This window comes from Clostridium sp. KNHs216 (genome assembly GCF_006714885.1).
In the GTDB taxonomy this organism is placed as follows: domain Bacteria; phylum Bacillota; class Clostridia; order Oscillospirales; family Acutalibacteraceae; genus Caproiciproducens.
Genome location: NZ_VFMF01000001.1, coordinates 514,365 through 532,781, shown reverse-complemented (window position 1 = coordinate 532,781; position 18,417 = coordinate 514,365). Strand labels below are relative to the sequence as shown.

At 50.7% G+C, this 18,417-nt stretch carries 20 protein-coding genes; 18 read left to right on the top strand and 2 right to left on the bottom strand.

Annotated elements, in window-relative coordinates:
* Positions 1 to 169: 169 nt before the first annotated feature.
* The 8 genes from LY85_RS02670 to LY85_RS02635 all read left to right on the top strand — a co-directional run bounded on the left by LY85_RS02670 (position 170) and on the right by LY85_RS02635 (position 8,676).
* Positions 170 to 1,609: a peptidoglycan-binding protein gene (locus LY85_RS02670; protein ID WP_141825354.1), complete on the top strand. Its 1,440-nt coding sequence runs from the start codon at positions 170 to 172 to the stop codon at positions 1,607 to 1,609.
* Positions 1,610 to 1,979: 370 nt separating this feature from the next.
* Entirely contained in the window at positions 1,980 to 3,113 is a 1,134-nt protein-coding gene (gene potA, locus LY85_RS02665) for a spermidine/putrescine ABC transporter ATP-binding protein (RefSeq protein ID WP_141825353.1), read from the top strand.
* A 2-nt stretch (positions 3,114 to 3,115) separates the two neighbouring features.
* Positions 3,116 to 3,934, top strand: a complete 819-nt coding sequence (locus LY85_RS02660) for an ABC transporter permease (protein ID WP_141825352.1) — start codon at positions 3,116 to 3,118, stop codon at positions 3,932 to 3,934.
* Positions 3,931 to 4,749 (top strand): ABC transporter permease, encoded by an 819-nt coding sequence (locus LY85_RS02655; protein ID WP_141825351.1) that lies wholly within the window; start codon positions 3,931 to 3,933, stop codon positions 4,747 to 4,749. The genes LY85_RS02660 and LY85_RS02655 overlap by 4 nt, the downstream gene beginning before the upstream one ends.
* Complete coding sequence (locus tag LY85_RS02650) at positions 4,746 to 5,948, top strand: spermidine/putrescine ABC transporter substrate-binding protein (RefSeq protein ID WP_243122463.1); 1,203 nt, start codon at positions 4,746 to 4,748, stop codon at positions 5,946 to 5,948. The genes LY85_RS02655 and LY85_RS02650 overlap by 4 nt, the downstream gene beginning before the upstream one ends.
* Before the next feature lie 219 nt (positions 5,949 to 6,167).
* Complete coding sequence (gene spoIVB / locus LY85_RS02645; protein WP_243122462.1) at positions 6,168 to 7,400, top strand: SpoIVB peptidase; 1,233 nt, start codon at positions 6,168 to 6,170, stop codon at positions 7,398 to 7,400.
* Positions 7,401 to 7,520: 120 nt separating this feature from the next.
* The gene (spo0A, locus tag LY85_RS02640; protein WP_038324417.1) at positions 7,521 to 8,306 is read left to right on the top strand and encodes a sporulation transcription factor Spo0A; all 786 of its coding nucleotides are present in this window, start codon (positions 7,521 to 7,523) and stop codon (positions 8,304 to 8,306) included.
* Positions 8,307 to 8,409: 103 nt separating this feature from the next.
* A complete protein-coding gene (locus tag LY85_RS02635; RefSeq protein WP_141825350.1) occupies positions 8,410 to 8,676 on the top strand; it encodes a hypothetical protein in 267 nt (88 codons plus the stop codon).
* 10 nt (positions 8,677 to 8,686) lie between these two features.
* Here the strand turns inward: LY85_RS02635 and LY85_RS19160 are convergent, their stop codons facing one another.
* Both LY85_RS19160 and LY85_RS02630 read right to left on the bottom strand, forming a co-directional pair.
* Complete coding sequence (locus tag LY85_RS19160; RefSeq protein WP_185741075.1) at positions 8,687 to 8,857, bottom strand: hypothetical protein; 171 nt, start codon at positions 8,855 to 8,857, stop codon at positions 8,687 to 8,689.
* 132 nt (positions 8,858 to 8,989) lie between these two features.
* Positions 8,990 to 9,469: an acyl-CoA thioesterase gene (locus LY85_RS02630; RefSeq protein ID WP_141825349.1), complete on the bottom strand. Its 480-nt coding sequence runs from the start codon at positions 9,467 to 9,469 to the stop codon at positions 8,990 to 8,992.
* 305 nt (positions 9,470 to 9,774) lie between these two features.
* Here LY85_RS02630 and ispD point away from each other — a divergent pair, with 305 nt between their 5' ends.
* The 10 genes from ispD (at position 9,775) to rapZ (ending at position 18,397) form a co-directional block, all read left to right on the top strand.
* Positions 9,775 to 10,482 carry a 2-C-methyl-D-erythritol 4-phosphate cytidylyltransferase gene (gene ispD, locus LY85_RS02625; RefSeq protein WP_141825348.1) on the top strand — a complete coding sequence of 236 codons (708 nt, stop codon included), beginning with the start codon at positions 9,775 to 9,777 and terminating at the stop codon, positions 10,480 to 10,482.
* Positions 10,479 to 10,949: a 2-C-methyl-D-erythritol 2,4-cyclodiphosphate synthase gene (ispF, locus tag LY85_RS02620; RefSeq protein WP_141825347.1), complete on the top strand. Its 471-nt coding sequence runs from the start codon at positions 10,479 to 10,481 to the stop codon at positions 10,947 to 10,949. Before ispD ends, ispF begins: the two co-directional genes overlap by 4 nt.
* A gap of 60 nt (positions 10,950 to 11,009) precedes the next feature.
* Positions 11,010 to 11,237: a DUF3343 domain-containing protein gene (locus tag LY85_RS02615; RefSeq protein ID WP_243122461.1), complete on the top strand. Its 228-nt coding sequence runs from the start codon at positions 11,010 to 11,012 to the stop codon at positions 11,235 to 11,237.
* Positions 11,234 to 12,370, top strand: coding sequence for an aminotransferase class V-fold PLP-dependent enzyme (locus LY85_RS02610; protein ID WP_141825346.1), 1,137 nt, complete (start codon positions 11,234 to 11,236; stop codon positions 12,368 to 12,370). Before LY85_RS02615 ends, LY85_RS02610 begins: the two co-directional genes overlap by 4 nt.
* An 85-nt stretch (positions 12,371 to 12,455) precedes the next feature.
* On the top strand, positions 12,456 to 13,340 hold the full coding sequence (gene cdaA / locus LY85_RS02605) for a diadenylate cyclase CdaA (RefSeq protein ID WP_141825345.1): 885 nt from the start codon (positions 12,456 to 12,458) through the stop codon (positions 13,338 to 13,340).
* Positions 13,337 to 14,614 (top strand): CdaR family protein, encoded by a 1,278-nt coding sequence (locus LY85_RS02600; RefSeq protein WP_141825344.1) that lies wholly within the window; start codon positions 13,337 to 13,339, stop codon positions 14,612 to 14,614. Before cdaA ends, LY85_RS02600 begins: the two co-directional genes overlap by 4 nt.
* Before the next feature lie 219 nt (positions 14,615 to 14,833).
* Positions 14,834 to 15,799 (top strand): HPr(Ser) kinase/phosphatase, encoded by a 966-nt coding sequence (gene hprK / locus LY85_RS02595; protein WP_038324404.1) that lies wholly within the window; start codon positions 14,834 to 14,836, stop codon positions 15,797 to 15,799.
* A gap of 33 nt (positions 15,800 to 15,832) precedes the next feature.
* Positions 15,833 to 16,573 carry a phosphatase gene (locus LY85_RS02590; RefSeq protein ID WP_038324403.1) on the top strand — a complete coding sequence of 247 codons (741 nt, stop codon included), beginning with the start codon at positions 15,833 to 15,835 and terminating at the stop codon, positions 16,571 to 16,573.
* Between the two features lie 42 nt (positions 16,574 to 16,615).
* On the top strand, positions 16,616 to 17,527 hold the full coding sequence (murB, locus tag LY85_RS02585; RefSeq protein ID WP_141825343.1) for a UDP-N-acetylmuramate dehydrogenase: 912 nt from the start codon (positions 16,616 to 16,618) through the stop codon (positions 17,525 to 17,527).
* A 9-nt stretch (positions 17,528 to 17,536) separates the two neighbouring features.
* Positions 17,537 to 18,397, top strand: coding sequence for an RNase adapter RapZ (gene rapZ / locus LY85_RS02580; protein ID WP_038324399.1), 861 nt, complete (start codon positions 17,537 to 17,539; stop codon positions 18,395 to 18,397).
* The last annotated feature ends 20 nt before the right edge of the window (positions 18,398 to 18,417 follow it).

Genomic DNA, 18,417 nt, shown 5'->3' with positions numbered 1-18,417 from the left:
AAGTTGCCGCGAATTGTGAATTTTTTCATAATTCTGGTCTTTGCCTGTTGCGTTCCGGAAAAACATATGTTAAAATGTTACTAATTTGTAATATGTGTAACGAATATGTATCATTTTTTACAGACAGAAAGTAGAAAAAAGAGTAACGGAAGTGCAGCAGGAGGTTAAAATGAAAAAGGGGTTCGGGTTTCTATCAGCGTTCGTCGCGGCAGTCCTTATCGCGATCCTTTCGATGAATGTTTCTTCAGCCGTCAGCGCGGCAAGCGCCAAAACAGGAGTCGGACTTTCCGAACATGTCCTCAAGGCTTATAAAGAGGAATGGAAATACCGTGCCGGCGGGTACGGCCAGTTTTCCGGCGGAGTACGCGGGACCGACTGCTCCGGCCTGATCAAGTCGTATCTTTGGTGGACAGGCGATTCCAGCGACCCCAGACCCAGTTTGGTTTCCGTAGCCGGAAGCTCCGGCGCGATGCTCGATTCCGCCAGCTCAAAGGGTAAAATCAATTACTCCGATTCCTCCTCTCTGCCGCGAATCCACGGCTTGATTCTGTACCAGCCGGGTCATGTCGGCGTTTACGTCGGCAATAACATGGCGGTGGACAACCGTGCGACGGGGGTCAATATAAAATACGAGAAGGTTTTCGGCCGCGATACGCCGAAATGGACCATGTGGTTCAAACTGCCCCAGATTACATATCCGACCACAGGCTTTGCAAGCTTCAACGGCCAGAAATATTACTATGAAAACGGCCAGTATGTTGTCAATACGACCAGAACCATTTCTGGCGTTACCTATACGTTCGGCGCTTCCGGCGCACTGACCGCTTCCTCCGGGGAGGCGATCCAGGCTGCTGCGGAATCCTCGGGTACGACCCCTTACCTCACGCTTCAGACGGATTCCAAAGGTGCGGATGTGGAAAAGCTGCAGCAGCGTCTCAAGGACCTTGGGTACTATTATGAATCGGTAAACAATTATTACGATTACTGCGTGTCCGATGCCGTCAGCGCGTTTCAGAGCGCTGCGGGGATCAATTCCACCGGCATTGCCGATCCGGCCACACAGACAAAGCTGTTTGCGTCCAGCGCGGTGAAAAACCCGAAACCGGGAACCGTTACGCCCGGCATGCATTCCTCGCTTGTTCTTTCTATGCAGAAAAGGCTGATCGCTTTGGGCTATATGACCGGCGACCCGACCATTTACTACGGGGACCTTACCAAACAGGCCGTTCTGGCCTACCAGAAGGCTTCCGGTCTTGCGCAGACCGGAATTCTGGATCAGGCCGCCCTGAGCGTCCTCTATTCGGATGCCGCGGTGAAAGCTCCGGCGCAGCCGGTTTCCTCCGTAGCGGAGAAGAGCCTTTCCGCTGAAGCTGCTGTGGAAAGCAAATCGAGTGCGGAAAGCAAATCCGGGACCATCGTCTTCAGCAACATGATTCCCGCCGTCAACGCCGCGGCGGCTGACAGAAGCGCACAGGAAGCTTCCGGTTCCGACGGCGGTATGGTTTTCAGCGTCGTGCTGTTGTCGGCATTTTTGTCCGGCGTCTTTATGACGGTGAAAAGGATTCTGTCTTTACGGAAAAGAACGGCAGCGGTTATTATTAAAAAATAAAACAGCTTGATTTCTCACAAATCCCGCAGGAAACTGCGGGATTTTTTCATCCATTTAACAATTATTTTGTCTGGAGAAAAACAGAGCATTTCAGCGGAAAACAGAGGAAAATTAATAAAATTCGTGTGTAATTTAAAAAATCGATAGAAATTTGATGAAATATTCAAAAAATCTTGACAAATCGTATTTATGACACTATATTTGATATGTTGCGTTTGCATCTGAATTCTATATCGGCGACGCTTCACTGCCGCAGTCAGCAATGACCGCGAAAAATCCTTTGCGGAGGGCAGTGGCAACGGCGTGGCTGGGATTGCGTTTAACCGCTTGGCTTAACGTAACTAATTTTACCGCAAAGGGGATGCACTATTTGGAAAATCCATCCATCATTTCATTAAAAAACATCGCGGTATCGTTTGACGGAGAAATTGTGCTGAAGGATTTTAACCTCAGCATCAGGGACGGTGAATTTGTCACCCTGCTGGGACCTTCCGGTTGTGGAAAAACGACAACCCTCAGGATCATCGGCGGCTTTGTCAAACCGGACACGGGCGATGTTTTTTTCAATGGCAAAAAAATCAACGATCTTCCGCCGCATAAAAGGGAAGTCAACACCATCTTTCAGAAATATGCCCTGTTTCCGCATCTGAACGTATACGACAACGTCGCGTTCGGCATGAGGGTACACGGCAAGAGCGAAAGCCAGGTCAAAGCGACAGTAAAAGAAATGCTCAACCTTGTCAACCTGAACGGTTTTGCGCACAGAAATGTCAATCTGCTTTCCGGCGGTCAGCAGCAGCGCGTTGCCATTGCGAGGGCGCTTGCGAATGAACCGAAAGTTTTGCTCCTTGACGAACCATTGGGTGCGCTCGATTTAAAGCTGCGTAAGGATATGCAGGTTGAGCTTAAAAAGATACAGCAGCAGACCGGAATTACCTTTGTTTTTGTTACCCACGATCAGGAGGAAGCGCTTTCCATGTCCGACACCGTCGTGGTGATGGACAAGGGCGCCATTCAGCAGATCGGCTCTCCGCGCGACATCTACAATGAGCCGGAAAATGCTTTTGTTGCTGATTTTATCGGAGAAAGCAATATCCTTGACGGCGTGATGCATGAGGATTATCTTGTGGAATTTGCGGGATACCCCTTCAAATGCGTCGACAGGGGATTTGAGCCGGACGAGTCGGTGGACGTCGTGATCCGCCCGGAGGACATCGACGTGGTAGAGCCGGATACCGGCCATCTGTCGGGGATTGTTACCAGCGTGACCTTTAAGGGCGTTCATTACGAAATCATCGTGGACGTCCGCGGCTTTAAATGGATGATTCAGTCGACCGATTTTCAGGAGGTCGGCAAAAAAATTGGAATGATGCTTCAGCCGGACGACATCCACATTATGCATAAATCGGAATACTCCGGTATGTTCGGCGATTACAGCACCTTCAGCGACGAAATGGACGAGGACAGTCAGCCTCTGCCTGAAGAAGGGGAGGTCGAGAATTAAGAATGAAAGCAAAATCAGCCGCGGCTCCTTATGCTGCATGGATGTCCATTTTTATTATTGTTCCGATGATTCTGATCGTTATTTTTGCGTTCACCGATAAGAGCGGGGCGTTTACCTTCAAAAATATCGCCGAAGTCGGACAGTATTCCAACGTTTTTCTGCGCTCCATCTGGCTGGGCGCTCTGGCCACCGTGATCTCCCTGCTGCTGGGGTATCCGCTTGCCTATATTATTTCCCACATCAGCGCGCGCAGGCAGAGCATGATGATTATGCTCGTCATGCTGCCGATGTGGATGAACTTTCTGCTCCGTACCTACGCTTGGATGACCCTGCTGGAGGACAACGGGATCATCAACAGCCTGCTTGCGTCCTTCGGCCTGGGCAAGCTGCATTTGATCAATACGCAGGGCGCGGTCGTGCTCGGAATGGTCTACAACTATATTCCGTATATGATCCTGCCGCTTTACTCCGTACTTACCAAAATCGATTCCAGTGTGATCGAAGCAGCCCAGGACCTCGGCGCGAATCAGATGCAGGTATTTTCAAAGGTCACTTTTCCCATGAGCATGCCCGGGGTGATTTCCGGAATCACCATGGTTTTTGTACCGGCGGTCAGCACCTTTATCATTTCCAAAATGCTCGGCGGCGGCGCAAACCTGATGATCGGCGACCTGATCGACATGCAGTTTCTGGGAAGCGCCTACAACCCGAATCTGGGTTCCGCCATTTCGCTGGTCCTTATGGTGCTGATTCTTATCTGCATGGGGATTATGAACCAGTTTGACGACGGGGAGAGCAACGGGGGAGGAATCATGATATGAAAACAATCTCAAGGATTTATTCCGCCGTCCTGTTCCTGTTCCTCTACGCGCCGATTTTCGTACTGATCGTTTTTTCCTTTAATAATTCCACCACGATGAGCCGTTCCGTCTGGTCGGGCTTCTCTTTCAAGTGGTACGCGCAGCTGATGCAGGACGGTATGCTCCTGAACGCTCTGAGAAACACGCTGGTCATCGCGGTGATCGCGGCGATCGTTTCCACCGTTCTGGGGACGGCCGCGGCCATCGGCATCAACGGCATGAATAAATGGATGAAGCGCATGGTTATGAATGTGACCAACCTGCCCATGGTCAATCCCGAGATTGTCACCGGCGTTTCCCTGATGCTGCTGTTCGTGTTTTTCGCAAAGGGCATGGGGAACGTATCGCTCGGCATGTTTTCCCTGATCCTGGCTCACATTACCTTCTGTCTGCCTTATGTGATCTTGTCCGTCATGCCGAAGCTCCGCCAGATGGATTCCCATCTGTATGAAGCGGCACAGGACCTTGGGTGCAGCCCGGTTCTTGCCTTTTTTAAGGTGGTTCTGCCGGAAATCATGCCGGGAATTGTGACGGGCATGATTATGGCCTTCACCCTTTCCATAGACGATTTTGTCATCAGCTATTTTACAAGCGGTACTACGCAGACGCTTCCGATCTTTATCTATTCCATGACAAGAAAGAGAATCAGCCCTGAGATCAACGCGCTGTCGACATTGCTGTTCGGCACGATCATGGCGCTGCTCATCATTGTCAATCTTCGCCAGTCAAAAGACAAGAAAGCGGAAGAAAACCTGATTGAGGAGGGTGAGATTTGAAAAAAACGATTGCAGCTCTGGCAGCTGCCGTACTGCTTGCCGTCACTGTCAGTCCGTCGGCGTTTGCGTCTTCGGAAGAGCCCGAACAGCCCGCCGCGCCGAAAACAGGGGTGACCATCAATGTATACAACTGGGGCGAGTATATTTCGAACGGCGTCGACGATACGCTTGACGTCAACAAGGAGTTTACCAGGCGGACCGGCATCGACGTGAACTATACCACGTTCGACACCAACGAATCCCTTTACTCCAAGCTTGCCAACGGCGGGGCGAACTACGACATTATCATTCCTTCGGATTATATGATCTCGAAGCTGATTGACGAAAAAATGATTGAAAAGCTGGATTTCAGCAACATCCCGAATTTCCAGTATATCGACGAGCAGTTCCGCAAGCCGAAATACGACCCGAAAAATGAATATTCCGTCCCCTACACCTGGGGTGTAGTCGGTATTTTTTACAATAAAAAATACGTCAAAGAGCCGGTCGACAGCTGGAAAATCCTGTGGGATAAGAAGTACACGGGAAAAATCCTGATGTTTGACAACCCGCGCGATTCCTTCGGCATCGCGCAGAAAATTCTCGGCTATTCCTACAACAGCACGAATGTGGAGGAGTGGGAGAACGCCGCGAAGCTTTTAAAGGAGCAGAAGCCGCTTGTTCAGGCCTATGTCATGGACCAGATTTTTGATAAAATGTCCAGCGGCGACGCCTGGCTTGCCCCGTATTACGCGGGGGACGCCGCCACTCTGGTGGAAGATAACCCGGATATCGGTTTTGCCATCCCGACAAAGGAAGGGACAAACTTCTTTGTCGATGCGGTGTGCATTCCGACCGGCGCCCAGCACAAAAAAGAGGCCGAGGCGTACATCAACTTTCTGTGTGACCCCGAAATAGCCGCGGCGAACGTGGACTATATCGGTTATTCCACGCCGGAGTCGGCCGCCAAGGAGCTTTTGCCGGAAGAAACCGTCAACAATCCCATTTTTTATCCCAGCAAGGAAATTTTGAATAAATCGGAAACCTTTGTCAACCTTCCCGAAGATACGAATCTGCTGCTGGATACGCTTTGGGCGGAAGTGAAAATGGGCGGTCCCGGTCAGACGGCGACATTGGTCGCGGTTCTCTTGGGATTTTTGCTGCTCTATATCGGAATTGTTGTTTATAAAAAAATGAAAGCGAAACGCGAACTGCAATAAAATTGCATTTTTTAAAATGAAAAGAATTCAAAGCCCGCGGCGTTTATGCGCCGCGGGCTTTGCGATTTTATCCCATCTCATGTAAATCAAGGCATTTTCGGCCTAAGACAGCGCAATTGGAGTAAATAATCCCAGTTAATTCCAATAATCAAGAGAATTGTCATAATAATTTCACCGTCCCGTGGCAGATTAATAGAGCGGCGCAAGGGAGGTGAAATTTTGAAAAAATTTCTAAAAGGATTCACCGCATTCGCGGCTGTGCTGGCTCTTTTGTATACTGTCAGTGTCGGCATGGCCGATTATTTCACACCTGATTCCTATAAAATTACTGCCGGAAGCAGTCTGCAATGGGGTTCGGACGCAATTACGGCGGTGGCCGAAAACGGCGCCGATATTTCCACCGGCATAGATGCGTCACCGAATAAAAGTTATAAGGCAAAGCTAATGCTCTATCATGTGATACCCATCAAGACGGTCAACGTGGATGTCGTCAAGGAAACGCTTCTGGTACCGTGCGGCACGCCGTTTGGGATCAAAATGTTTACAAACGGTGTGGTTGTCGTAGGCGTAGCCGATATTAAAACTTCATCCGGAACCATTAACCCCGCAGCCGTAGCGGGCCTCAAGGTCGGCGATATCATTACGGAGGTTGACGGCAAAAAAGTCAATACCAACGCGGAGATCATCGACATGGTCACAGACAGCGAAGGCCGCAGCCTTACTTTTACCGTTTCCAGAGACGGACAGGTCTTTACGGCCGCCGTTCAGCCGGTTAAATCCGAAATTGATTCCCAATACAAAGCCGGCGTATGGGTGCGGGACAGCACTGCGGGAATCGGGACGCTCACCTTTTACAATCCTGTTACGAAATCTTTTGCCGGTTTGGGCCACGGTGTCTGTGATACGGACACCAATGAGCTGATGCCGCTGCTGAACGGAGACATCGTTCCCGTTACAATCAGTGGAATTACCAAAGGCGAAAAGGGAAGTCCGGGAGAGCTTCGGGGATATTTCAGCACTGATACCGCGATGGGAACGCTGGAAGCCAATGTTCCGGCCGGTGTCTACGGAACCCTGAATAACGCTCCGAAAGGAGAAGCCATGGAAGTGGCGATGAAACAGGACATCAAAGCCGGCCCCGTCAAAATCCTTTCGACCATAGACGGCGGCAGGCCGCAATACTTTACCGCTGAAATCGAAAAAATAGACTATCGCGAAAATGTACAGAGTAAAAACATGGTTTTGCACATTACCGACGAAAAGCTGCTGAACGCCACCGGCGGAATCGTTCAGGGAATGAGCGGCAGCCCAATTATTCAAAACGACAAAATCATCGGCGCTGTGACTCATGTTTTTGTGAATGATCCGACACGAGGATATGGCATTTTCGCTGAAAATATGCTGTCGGTTTCACAGAGCGTTAGCTCTAATGACAAAGAAAAAGCTTCTTAATCCGGTGTCCCGCTTTTATATTTCCCCTTTTTAGCAAAAAATATTTTTACAACCTATTGCCATTTTTTCCAATATATGGTAATATAACGGTAAATTAAATCTATTAGGGGGACACTCAAAATGGAAAAGCGTATTAAACTTCTCATAGCAAATGACAGTGCAGAGTTTAACCGTGATTACGGTCGAATTTTCGAACAATCCGGCATGGAAATAATCTATACGCAAAAGGATGGCATGAAACTCCTTGAAAAAATAGAAGCCATCCATCCCGATGTTGTCCTTGCCGATTTGTTTATGCCTCGTTTGGATGGAATAGGCGTGATGAAAGCGACTCAGGCAAAGGTCCCGGGCATGGGACCGATGTTTGTAATTATTTCCAATTTTACCAGCCCTGCTTTGGAGCGTGAAGTGATGATGTCGGGAGCGGCTTATTTTGCGATTTATCCATTTAACGCTGCGGACCTTTCCGACAGAATCATTCAGCTCTGTTCCATTTCCGGTTTGACGCAGAAAGTACCTTCCAGACAGCAGGCACCGGCCGCGGCGGAACCATCGCTTGAAATTCAGGTAACTGAAATACTCCATCAAATAGGAGTCCCTGCTCATATTAAAGGCTACCACTATTTACGAGACTCAATTATTATGGCAATAGAAACACCGGATATTATCAATGCGGTTACCAAACAGCTTTACCCCAGCGTTGCAAAACAGTATGATACAACGGCTTCGCGCGTGGAACGCGCCATTCGCCATGCAATAGAGGTCGCGTGGGACCGCGGCGACGTGGATATCCTCAATTCCTATTTCGGTTATACCATCCACAATACGCGCGGAAAACCGACCAACAGCGAGTTTATTGCAATGATCAGCGACAGGCTCAGGCTTCACATGAAAAGCGCAAGCTGATTTTGATTTTTAAATTCTGATGCACTCCTTTACTTTATTGGATGTGAATTTTTATTCTGCCTTTAAAGTAAAGGAGTTTTATTTAACATGGGTGGTGATTGCTATGAGACGAAGCATCTTGATTATCCTTCTGCTTGTGATGACGCTGAATTTCACCGGCTGTAAAAATACCGCCAAAACGGAGGCTGCGGGCAAAACCGCCGACGCCAGCGCCCAGAGCAAGGTGCCGGATAATCTGAAGCTGGTCAGCCTCACGAAGATCAGCGCGGACGATATCCTGTATGTTTATGTCGACCAGGTTTATCATACGGAGGTTTATGTCTGTAAAAATTTAAAATCAAACACGGTCAGTATTTCCACCAACAAATAAAAGAGGCGGATCAGTTCGATCCACCTCCGCGATAATCAATCACATTTGTAAAATCAATGGCCAAATCATCCGGCTCTCCCGCCAAAAGGTCGGCCTGTACTTCCTTGGGCGATTTTCCCTGCTGGGTGATTTCTTTTTTGCTGTCCCGGGTGGTTTCCCGGTGATCGGGTCGATCAGACATACCATTCACTCCCTTCGATTCACAGGCTTAGTATTACACCGTACACGGCATTTCATTCAGGGCCCGGGAATCAGGAAGAAGATGCAAAAAAAATTTTTTATTCGGATGCCGATACCGGATCGGCCGGCGTTTTCAGTATGCTTCCAGGCGGCGCTGTTTGCGCAGGTTGCGCCGCTTTTCCCCGGCGTCCCATTCCATTTTTTCCTGAAAGCTTTCACAGATCAGCCCGGGAACAGGAGTCGGCTTTTCGTTTTCGTCAAGTGCTACAAGGACCAGATATGCCGTGTTTACAAGCCTTCTCTGTCCCAACAGGTCCTCGGAAAAGCTGTCGACGCGCACTTCCATCGAAGTCGTTCCGACGTAAGTAATCTTGCCGTGTAAAACCACCAGGTCGGTCATGTAGACCGGGCTTTTGAACCGGAGCGTGTCGATTTCCGCCGTGGTGACATTGCGGTTGGAATGCCTGCGCGCAACGGTCCCCGCGACAATGTCGATCCAGGAGGCGAGCCGCCCGCCGAAAACACGTCCCTGGCCGTTCAGATCGTTTTCGAAGATAACCTGTATCTGTTCCGTTTCAGAATCCGACACCCTTTTTGCCGGTAACTCGTTCATAATATCACCAGTCCTTATCAATGAATTCATACACATAATCATATACGATCCTTGGAAAAAACTCAATACAGCATTTCCGGTTCATTCTGCAACAAGGTTGCGTTCCTCCCCCGCCAAAGGCGGGGGAGGAACGTGTTTTGTCCTGCAAACTGAAATGGAATTGCTGCAGGCGGGGTCGCCTCTATAATTGTTAACACAGTTTTAATTTTCAATTAGTGACAGGATTGTAATTGCGCCGCGGCGGATAAAATATTATAATAATAACCATTCGATCAAAATCCGATCAAAAAGGAAGGGACGAATGGATGGGAAAAAAGCCTCACTGCTGTGCCGTTATCGTTGCCGCCGGAAGCTCTACCCGCATGGCGCTCGGTTTTTCAAAGCAGTTTGTTCCCCTTTGCGGGATGCCCGCCATTGTGCGTACGCTTTCCGCCTTTAGCAGCGCGGAATTAATCCAGAGTATCGTTGCGGTCTGCCGGGAAGAAGATATTGCCCAAGTCAGAAACGAGATTCAGAAATATAGAATCAAAAAAGTAACCGCGATCGTCGAAGGGGGCGCTACCCGGCAGCAGTCCGTTGCTGCGGGGATTTCCGCGGTGCCGGAAAATGCCGCCTATTTTGCCGTTCACGACGGGGCAAGAGCGCTGATTACTCCCGAAGAAATCAACGCGTCGGTGGAAGACGCCTATGAGTGCGGCGCGTCCGCGCTTGCGGTTCCCGTCAAGGATACAATTAAAATAATCGGGAAAAATAATTACGTGGTTTCCACTCCGGAGCGTTCCACCATGTGGGCGGTCCAGACCCCGCAGGTGTTTGAACGGGGACTTTACCAGCGGGCGATGCAACAGGCCCGGGCGGACGGGGCAGATTACACGGACGACTGCCAGCTGGTTGAACATATAGGGGTTAAGGTGCATCTGTGCATGGGAACATATACGAATATCAAGCTGACCACGATGGAAGATGTGGAAATTGCGCAGGCCATTTTAAAAGGCAGGGAGGTACCGCTATGAGGATCGGCCACGGCTACGACGTACACCGGCTGACGGAGGGCAGAAAGCTGATTTTAGGCGGTGTCGAAATCCCTTATGACAAGGGCCTTCTGGGCCACTCCGACGCGGACGTGCTTGCCCACGCCGTCGCCGATTCGCTTTTGGGGGCCGCCGCTCTCGGCGATATCGGGACGCATTTTCCGGACACGGACCCCGCTTTCAAAAACGCGGACAGCCTTGTGCTGCTTACGAGGGTTTGTACGCTTCTCGCTCAAAAAAATTATCGTATTGCAAATATTGACGCCACGGTCATTGCACAGGCGCCGAAATTAAAACCCTATATCGCGGCCATGAGGGAAAGGCTGGCGGCGGCCTGCGGGGTTGGCTTGGATCAAATCAGCGTGAAGGCCACCACCGAGGAGCATCTTGGTTTTACGGGTGCGGGCGAGGGAATCGCCGCTCACGCGGTATGTCTTATTGAATCATAACCGATAGTCAAAAGGCATGTTTTCGGCATACTCTGTAGTAAAAACAGAGAGGTGATTATCATGAGCAAACCGATGATTCTGATTAGTTCAATCACGTATGCCATGAAGAGCCGCGACATCCTGTTCAGCTATGGTATTAAAGCTTATGTTGAAAGAACACCGAGCGGCAACCGTGCCGGCTGCGGTTACAGTATATATGTTCCCGACAGGACGGATGAGGCGGAAAGTATTTTAGTCGGTGCCGGCATTAAAATACTTGGACGAGCGGAAAGAGACGGATCCTTATGATTTATCTTGACAATGCCGCGACTACGTATCCAAAGCCGAATTCCGTTCTAAGTGCGGTAAATGTTGCTTTGAGAAATTATGGGGCCAACCCAGGACGCGCCGGCCACAGTATGTCGCTTGCAGCGGCAGAGGAGGTTTACCGCTGCCGTAAGGCAGCGGCCGATTTTTTTCATGCACCGGGGCCGGAATGCGTTGTATTTACTCTGAATTGTACGCATGCGCTGAATTATGTGATAAAAGGACTGCTCAGGCCAGGCGACCACGCGGTGGTTTCCTGCCTTGAGCACAACGCCGTCATGCGGCCCCTGCAAAAACTGATGGAGTCCGGAGTGACTGTTACCAGAGCGCGGGTTTTTCCGGGCGATAACGACGCCACGGTAGACGCTTTCCGCAGTGCGCTCAAGGAAAACACAAAGTTGATTGTCTGTACACACGCCTCCAATGTCTGGGGAATCCGGCTGCCCGTCGAGCGCATTGCCGCCCTGGGCCATATTTACGGCATCCCGATCGCGGTCGACTGCGCACAGTCGGCGGGCGTTCTGCCGATCGATATGGCGGACGGCGGTTTCGACTATCTCTGTATTGCAGGCCATAAGGGCCTTTACGGTCCGATGGGGACCGGTATGCTGATTACGCCGGACGGCGCGGCGCTTCCCACGATTATTGAAGGCGGAACCGGGACCAACTCCCTTTTGCTTGAACAGCCTTCCAGCATGCCGGACCACATGGAAAGCGGCACTCAGAACATGCCGGGCATCTCCGGGCTGCGGGCGGGAATCGAGTTCGTGCAAAGCCGCGGGGTCCACACGATCTATCAGCATGAGATGTCGCTGATCCGGCATCTGTATAAAAAACTGTCGGAAATAAAAAATGTGAAGCTTTACACGGCGGAGCCGGATGCGCCGTATTTCGCCCCGGTACTTTCGTTCAATGTGGGCGACGTTCCCAGCGAGACTGTCGCACAGAAACTGAACGCCCGCGGCTTTGCGGTGCGTGCGGGACTGCACTGTGCGCCTGCGGCGCATGATTTTATGGGGACCCTGACACAGGGTACCGTGCGGGTCTGTCCGTCCGCTTTCAGCAATTTGGGCGAAATTAACAATTTTGTTGCGACTCTGATGAAAATAATCTGAAAATAAAGATAAAAGGATTGCATATCAAATTATATATGTTAAAATTATAAGGGATGTGTTTTATTCTGACGGAAGGAAGTAAGTTATGGATGTCGTTGTAACCATATGGAATTCGTTTATCGGTATTGTGAAACTGTTTCGTGTTTCCGATGCGTTGGACGTCATTCTGGTTTCCTTTATCATTTACAGTGGAATAAAACTGGTTCGTGAAACAAGAGCGGAACAGCTGATTAAAGGAATTATTGTGCTTCTGGCGGTGTGGGGTGTGTCCTATGCCCTGAAGCTTTATATGATGAAAAACCTGCTGACCTATTTTTTTCAATTCAGCGTTGTGGCCATTATGGTGGTCTTTCAGCCGGAAATCCGGCGTGCGCTGGAACAGATCGGCCGCAGCGGAATAGGGAATAAGCACTGGCTGTTCGGGGTTTCAAACGATGACCTTGAAACGCTGAGGCAGCAAAACCGCAGGGGCGTAAATGCCGTTGTGGATGCCGCGGCGGTTCTGCAGAAACAGAAAACGGGCGCTCTGATTGTTTTTGAAATGCAGACAAAGCTGGGCGATATTATTGATACGGGCACGGTGGTGAATGCGATTCCGTCCTCGCCCATTATCTGCAATATCTTCTTCAACAAGGCTCCGCTTCACGACGGCGCCATGATTATGCGCAGTGGTATGGTCTATGCCGCGGGCTGTATTCTGCCGCTGACAAAGAACGACAGCGTCAGCATTGAACTCGGTACCCGCCACCGCGCCGCGATCGGCATGAGTGAGAACTCCGATGCCGTTGTGGTTGTGGTGTCCGAAGAGACGGGGCAGATTTCCGTTGCCGTAAACGGCGTCCTTACGCGCAATTATACCAGGGAAACGCTGAAAAGCGAGCTGGAAAGCCTGATTCTGACCAGTGAGGCCGAACCCGGCGAAAAGCGCCAGAGCATCATCCCTTCGATCAGGAGGGCAAAAAAGAAATGAAGAATAGAAAATTTAACATAGGACGTTTATTTTATGACGATAAATTTGTAATGCTGTTTTCCGTCCTTTTCTCCATCGTCCTGTGGATTTTTATGGCTACCGGAAATACCGAGGAGTTTCCAAGGCAGATCACCGAGGTGCCGGTTGTTATCAATCTGTCGGACGCAGCGCAGGAGGACGGGTTAAAGGTTTTCAGTCCGGTCGATCAGACCGCGACCGTATCCATTAAAGGCAACAGCCTGATTGTCAATCAGATCAAGGCTTCCGATATGCAGGTTGTGGCTCCGCTGGCTTCCACCATTACCAGTCCCGGAAGCTACACGTTTAATTTGTCGGTCCAGAAAAAAGGGACCCTTTCCGATTACGATTGGGTTTCCATTTCCCCCAGCCAGGCGATCATCACGGTGGACCGGTATGCGGAAAAGACCTTTACCATCCAGAATGACATCAAATACAAGTCGGGTTATCAGTCCGATCCCGCTTTCTTTGTCAGCTCACCTACCTTCAGCAGTGACACGGTCACAGTTTCTGGCCCTGAAAAGGAAGTCTCACAGATCAACAGGGTGTCCGTACAGTACGAGATCAGCGACACGCTGAGAGAATCCAAGAGCTTTACGACCGATTTGGTCATGTACGATGCAAACGGCAATAAAATTACGAGCAACAAGCTGAAAATGAGCGAGCAGAAGGTGGATGTCACCATCCCCGTCCTTGCAAGGCAGGTCCTGCCTCTCAACGTGAGCTTTACCAACAAGCCTCTGGGCCTGTCGTTTGCCTCCGGCCAGATCAAAATTGACCCTCAGACCATCGAGGTGGCGGGTCCGCAGGATGTGCTGGCCAACCTGACGGAGATCAGTCTTGCTCCGCTGGATTTTTCGGGCATCAGCCCGACGAGAAATTCCTTTGACGTGAACGTCACCCTTCCGGCTACCTGCAAGAATCTGAGTAATGTTCCGGTTGCCAAGGTTACGCTGGATTTGAGTTCCATGTCCACGCGGCAAATGGTGGTCAATAATTTCACCGTTAAAAATCTCGCGGCCGACAAGTCCGCCACCGTTTATACCAAGACCCTGACGGTTACGGTGGTCGGGCCGGAGTCTGAGATTTCCAAACTGACGGAAAACAGTCTTTCCGCTCAGATCGATATGTCCGGCAAGGAAAATTTTACCGGACACACGGAAATGCCGGTCACCATCAGCGTGGGGAATTCCGTAAGCACTTGGGTGTACGGAAGCTATATGGCAAATATCAGCGTCACCTCCAAAAGCGGATAGCCCGTGAAAAACTGCTTTATTTACCCCTGGCAATGAAATGAATGACGCCGTGAAAACGGACAGCAAACACCTCCGGCTGCAGGCAACTGCGGGTGGGGGTGTCTTTCTGAAAGTGTGCGATATTATTTAATTATTGGCTTTAAACTTTTCGCCGGTTGAGATATAATAAATATATCATAATATTCTATATATTATAAAAAGAGGGAAGCAGGTGTTTTTTTGACTAGCAATTTTACGGTGCCTCTGTCCAAGGTGATCGGCGAGCTGTCGCTGGATACGATTTATATGCCCGGAGACCCTGAAGATATTCTGATTTCTTCCACGGATGTCAACCGTCCGGGACTGGAACTGAACGGGTTCTATGATTATTACGATACAAGACGCATTATTATTTTCGGCAACGCGGAGGCCTCCTTTCTGAGGTCGATTTCCTCCGATAAACGCAGCACGGTTCTGAATGAGATTTTTTCCCAAAAACCTCCCGCCGCGATCATTGCGCGCAGCATAGAGCCGATGTCCGAACTGCTGGAAGCAGTCAAAGCCCATGAAATACCGCTTTTAACAACGCCGGAGACAACCTCCAGCCTGGTGGCTTCCCTTGTTTCCTTCATGAACGTGGAGCTTGCCCCGCGGATTACGCGCCATGGGGTGCTGATCGAGGTTTACGGCGAAGGAATCCTTCTGGTCGGCGACAGCGGCGTCGGCAAAAGCGAAACAGCCATTGAGCTGGTTAAGCGCGGTCACCGCCTGATAGCGGACGACGCGGTGGAAATACGCAAGGTGTCCGCCAAATCTTTGGTTGGACAGGCCCCGGATAACATTCGGCATTTTATTGAGCTTCGCGGCATAGGCATTATTAACGCCCGCCGCATTTTCGGCATGGGCGCCGTCAAGCTGACGGAAAAGATCGACATGGTAATCAACATGGAAATCTGGGACAATAACAAGGTTTACGACCGCATGGGCATCGATAGCGAATACACGGAAATTCTCGGCATCAAGGTGCCTGTGCTGACCATTCCGGTAAAGCCGGGCAGAAACCTTGCGATCATCATCGAGGTGGCCGCCATGAACAACCGTCAGAAAAAGATGGGCTACAACGCGGCGCAGGAGCTGATGCAGAACCTCGGCATGGATATTTCCGTGCTGCAGGAATCAGAAAAAAAACTGGATCTGGATTTCTAATATGGAATAAGGGTATAGAAGCTGGGAGTAAACATGAATATCATCGCAGATACGCATACGCATACAATCGCGTCCACACACGCCTACAGCACCTTACAGGAAATGGTACACGCAGCGTTTTTAAAGAAGCTCTATGCCATCGCCATTACCGACCACGGCATCACCATGCCGGGCGCGCCGGGCCGCTGGTACTTCCACAATTTACGGATCGTTCCTCATCTTCTGGAAGGGGTGCTTGTCCTGCGCGGGCAGGAGACCAATATCATTGATTTTGACGGCAATATCGACCTTGAAAAGGACAGCATCTCTACGATGGACTGGGTGGTTGCCTCCATCCACGCGGAAGCGATTCCGAAGGAAAGGCCGACTGTCGAGGAAGTTACAAACGCATGGATGAATATTGCGAAAAATCCGCATATTCATGTAATCGGGCACAGCGGTACGCAGAAATACCGGTACGACTACGAGTCGGTGATCCCGGAATTCGGGCGTCGGGGAAAGCTGGTGGAGCTGAACGAAAGCAGCTTTACCGGAAGGGAGTCGTCCATCCCCAACTGCAAAAAAATCATGGAAATCTGTAAAAAGCGCGATGTGCCGGTCATTGTCAACACGGATTCCCATTTTTCCAGCCTGGTGGGCTGTTTTGACCGGTCGCTGGCGCTGTTGAAGGAAGTGGATTTTCCAGAGGAGCTTGTGGTGAATTCCAGCGTGGAACGTTTTCAGGCATACCTCAGAGAATATACGAATGTTTTTAGCGATCCTTTATTACAGTAAAAATGATTCCGATTGACACTGTCGGAATAGCCGGAGGAAACGATGAATCATTTAGAACAGCTTGCCTTGACGGCGGAAGACCTGGGCTGTAAAGTCATCCGCAAGGAACCGATGAGCCGGCACACCACCTTTAAAATCGGAGGACCGGCGGATTTGTTTATTACCGTGTCCTCGCGTGCGGAAATCCAGAAACTGTACTGCGCAGCGGCCGAACTGGAAGTGCCGCTGATGCCGATCGGCAACGGCTCCAACATGCTGGTGAGCGACGGCGGGATACGGGGAGCGGTTGTCGCGCTGGACGGCGAGTTCCGCGAAATCAGACAGAACCCGGACGGTACGGTGTCCTGCGGTGCGGGCGCATCCCTGGCGGGTGTCTGCGTTTTTGCCAGAGAGCATTCGCTGACCGGCCTTGAGTTCGCTTGGGGAATTCCCGGAGCGGCGGGCGGAGCCGCGTTTATGAATGCGGGCGCCTACAATAAGGAAATGAAGAGCGTACTTCTTTCCTGCACGCATGTTACAAAGGAAGGGAAAATCGGCACGCTGTCCGGCGAAGCGCTGCAGCTGGGTTACCGCCGCAGTGCCTATACCGACAACGGATACACCATTCTGGAGCTCAGGCTCGATCTGAAGCCGGGGGATCAGGATGAAATTTCGGCGGAAATGGATGACCTTTACAGCCGCAGAAAATCAAAGCAGCCGCTGGAGCTGCCGAGTGCGGGAAGCGTGTTTAAACGGCCGGAGGGCCACTTTGCCGGCACCCTGATCGAGTCCTGCGGCCTGAAGGGAAGAACGGTGGGGGGCGCGATGGTCAGCCCCAAGCACGCGGGCTTTATTGTCAATACCGGCGGAGCAACCTGCCGGGATGTGACGGAGCTGATTAAAATCATTCAGGATACGGTTTATCAGCAGACGAAGGTATCTTTGGAATGCGAAGTGAAAACCATTGGCAGTTAGGGAGGAATTATGGAGTTTCTAATTATTACGGGCCTTTCAGGCGCGGGGAAATCCCGCGCCATTGACGCATTGGAGGATATCGGCTTTTATTGTGTGGATAATATTCCTCCCAAGCTGATTATCGCTTTCTACGAAATGTCCAAACAGGCGAAAGGCACTCTCTCCCGGGTGGCGGTCGTCACCGATATCCGCGGAGGGGACATGTTTTCCAGCCTGTTTGAAACGCTGGACCAGATGAAAAGCGAAAATAAGGAATATAAAATCCTGTTTCTGGACGCGAACGATTCTGTGCTGATGAACCGGTTTAAGGAAACCCGCCGTAAGCATCCGCTGGTGGAAAACTGCCTCGGCTCGCTGGAACAGGCCGTAAAGCTGGAACGGGATGTTTTAAAGCCGGTCCGCGAATGCGCGGATTATATCATCGATACCTCGTATCTTTCGCCCGCGCAATTGAAAGAACGCATTTCCAGCCTGTTTCTGGGAGATTCCTCCGACGCGCTGATGATCCACTGCGTTTCCTTTGGATTCAAGTACGGGATTCCCGCCGAGTCGGATCTGGTGTTTGACGTGCGCTGTCTGCCCAACCCCTACTATGTTGAGGATTTGCGCAACCTGACCGGACTTGACGAGCCGGTGCGCAGTTATGTTATGAAATGGGAGCAGACGCAGGGCTTTATCGAACGCTTCCTGAATCTGATCGATTACATGATCCCGCTCTACTGCAACGAGGGCAAAAGCCAGCTTGTGATCGCGATCGGCTGTACCGGCGGACATCACCGCTCCGTTGCCCTGGCCCAGCTTCTGTACAATCATCTGCTGGAACAGAACCGGAGGACAAGCGTCAACCATCGCGATATTCAAAAGCAATAACAGAATCGGGAGCGTGCAAA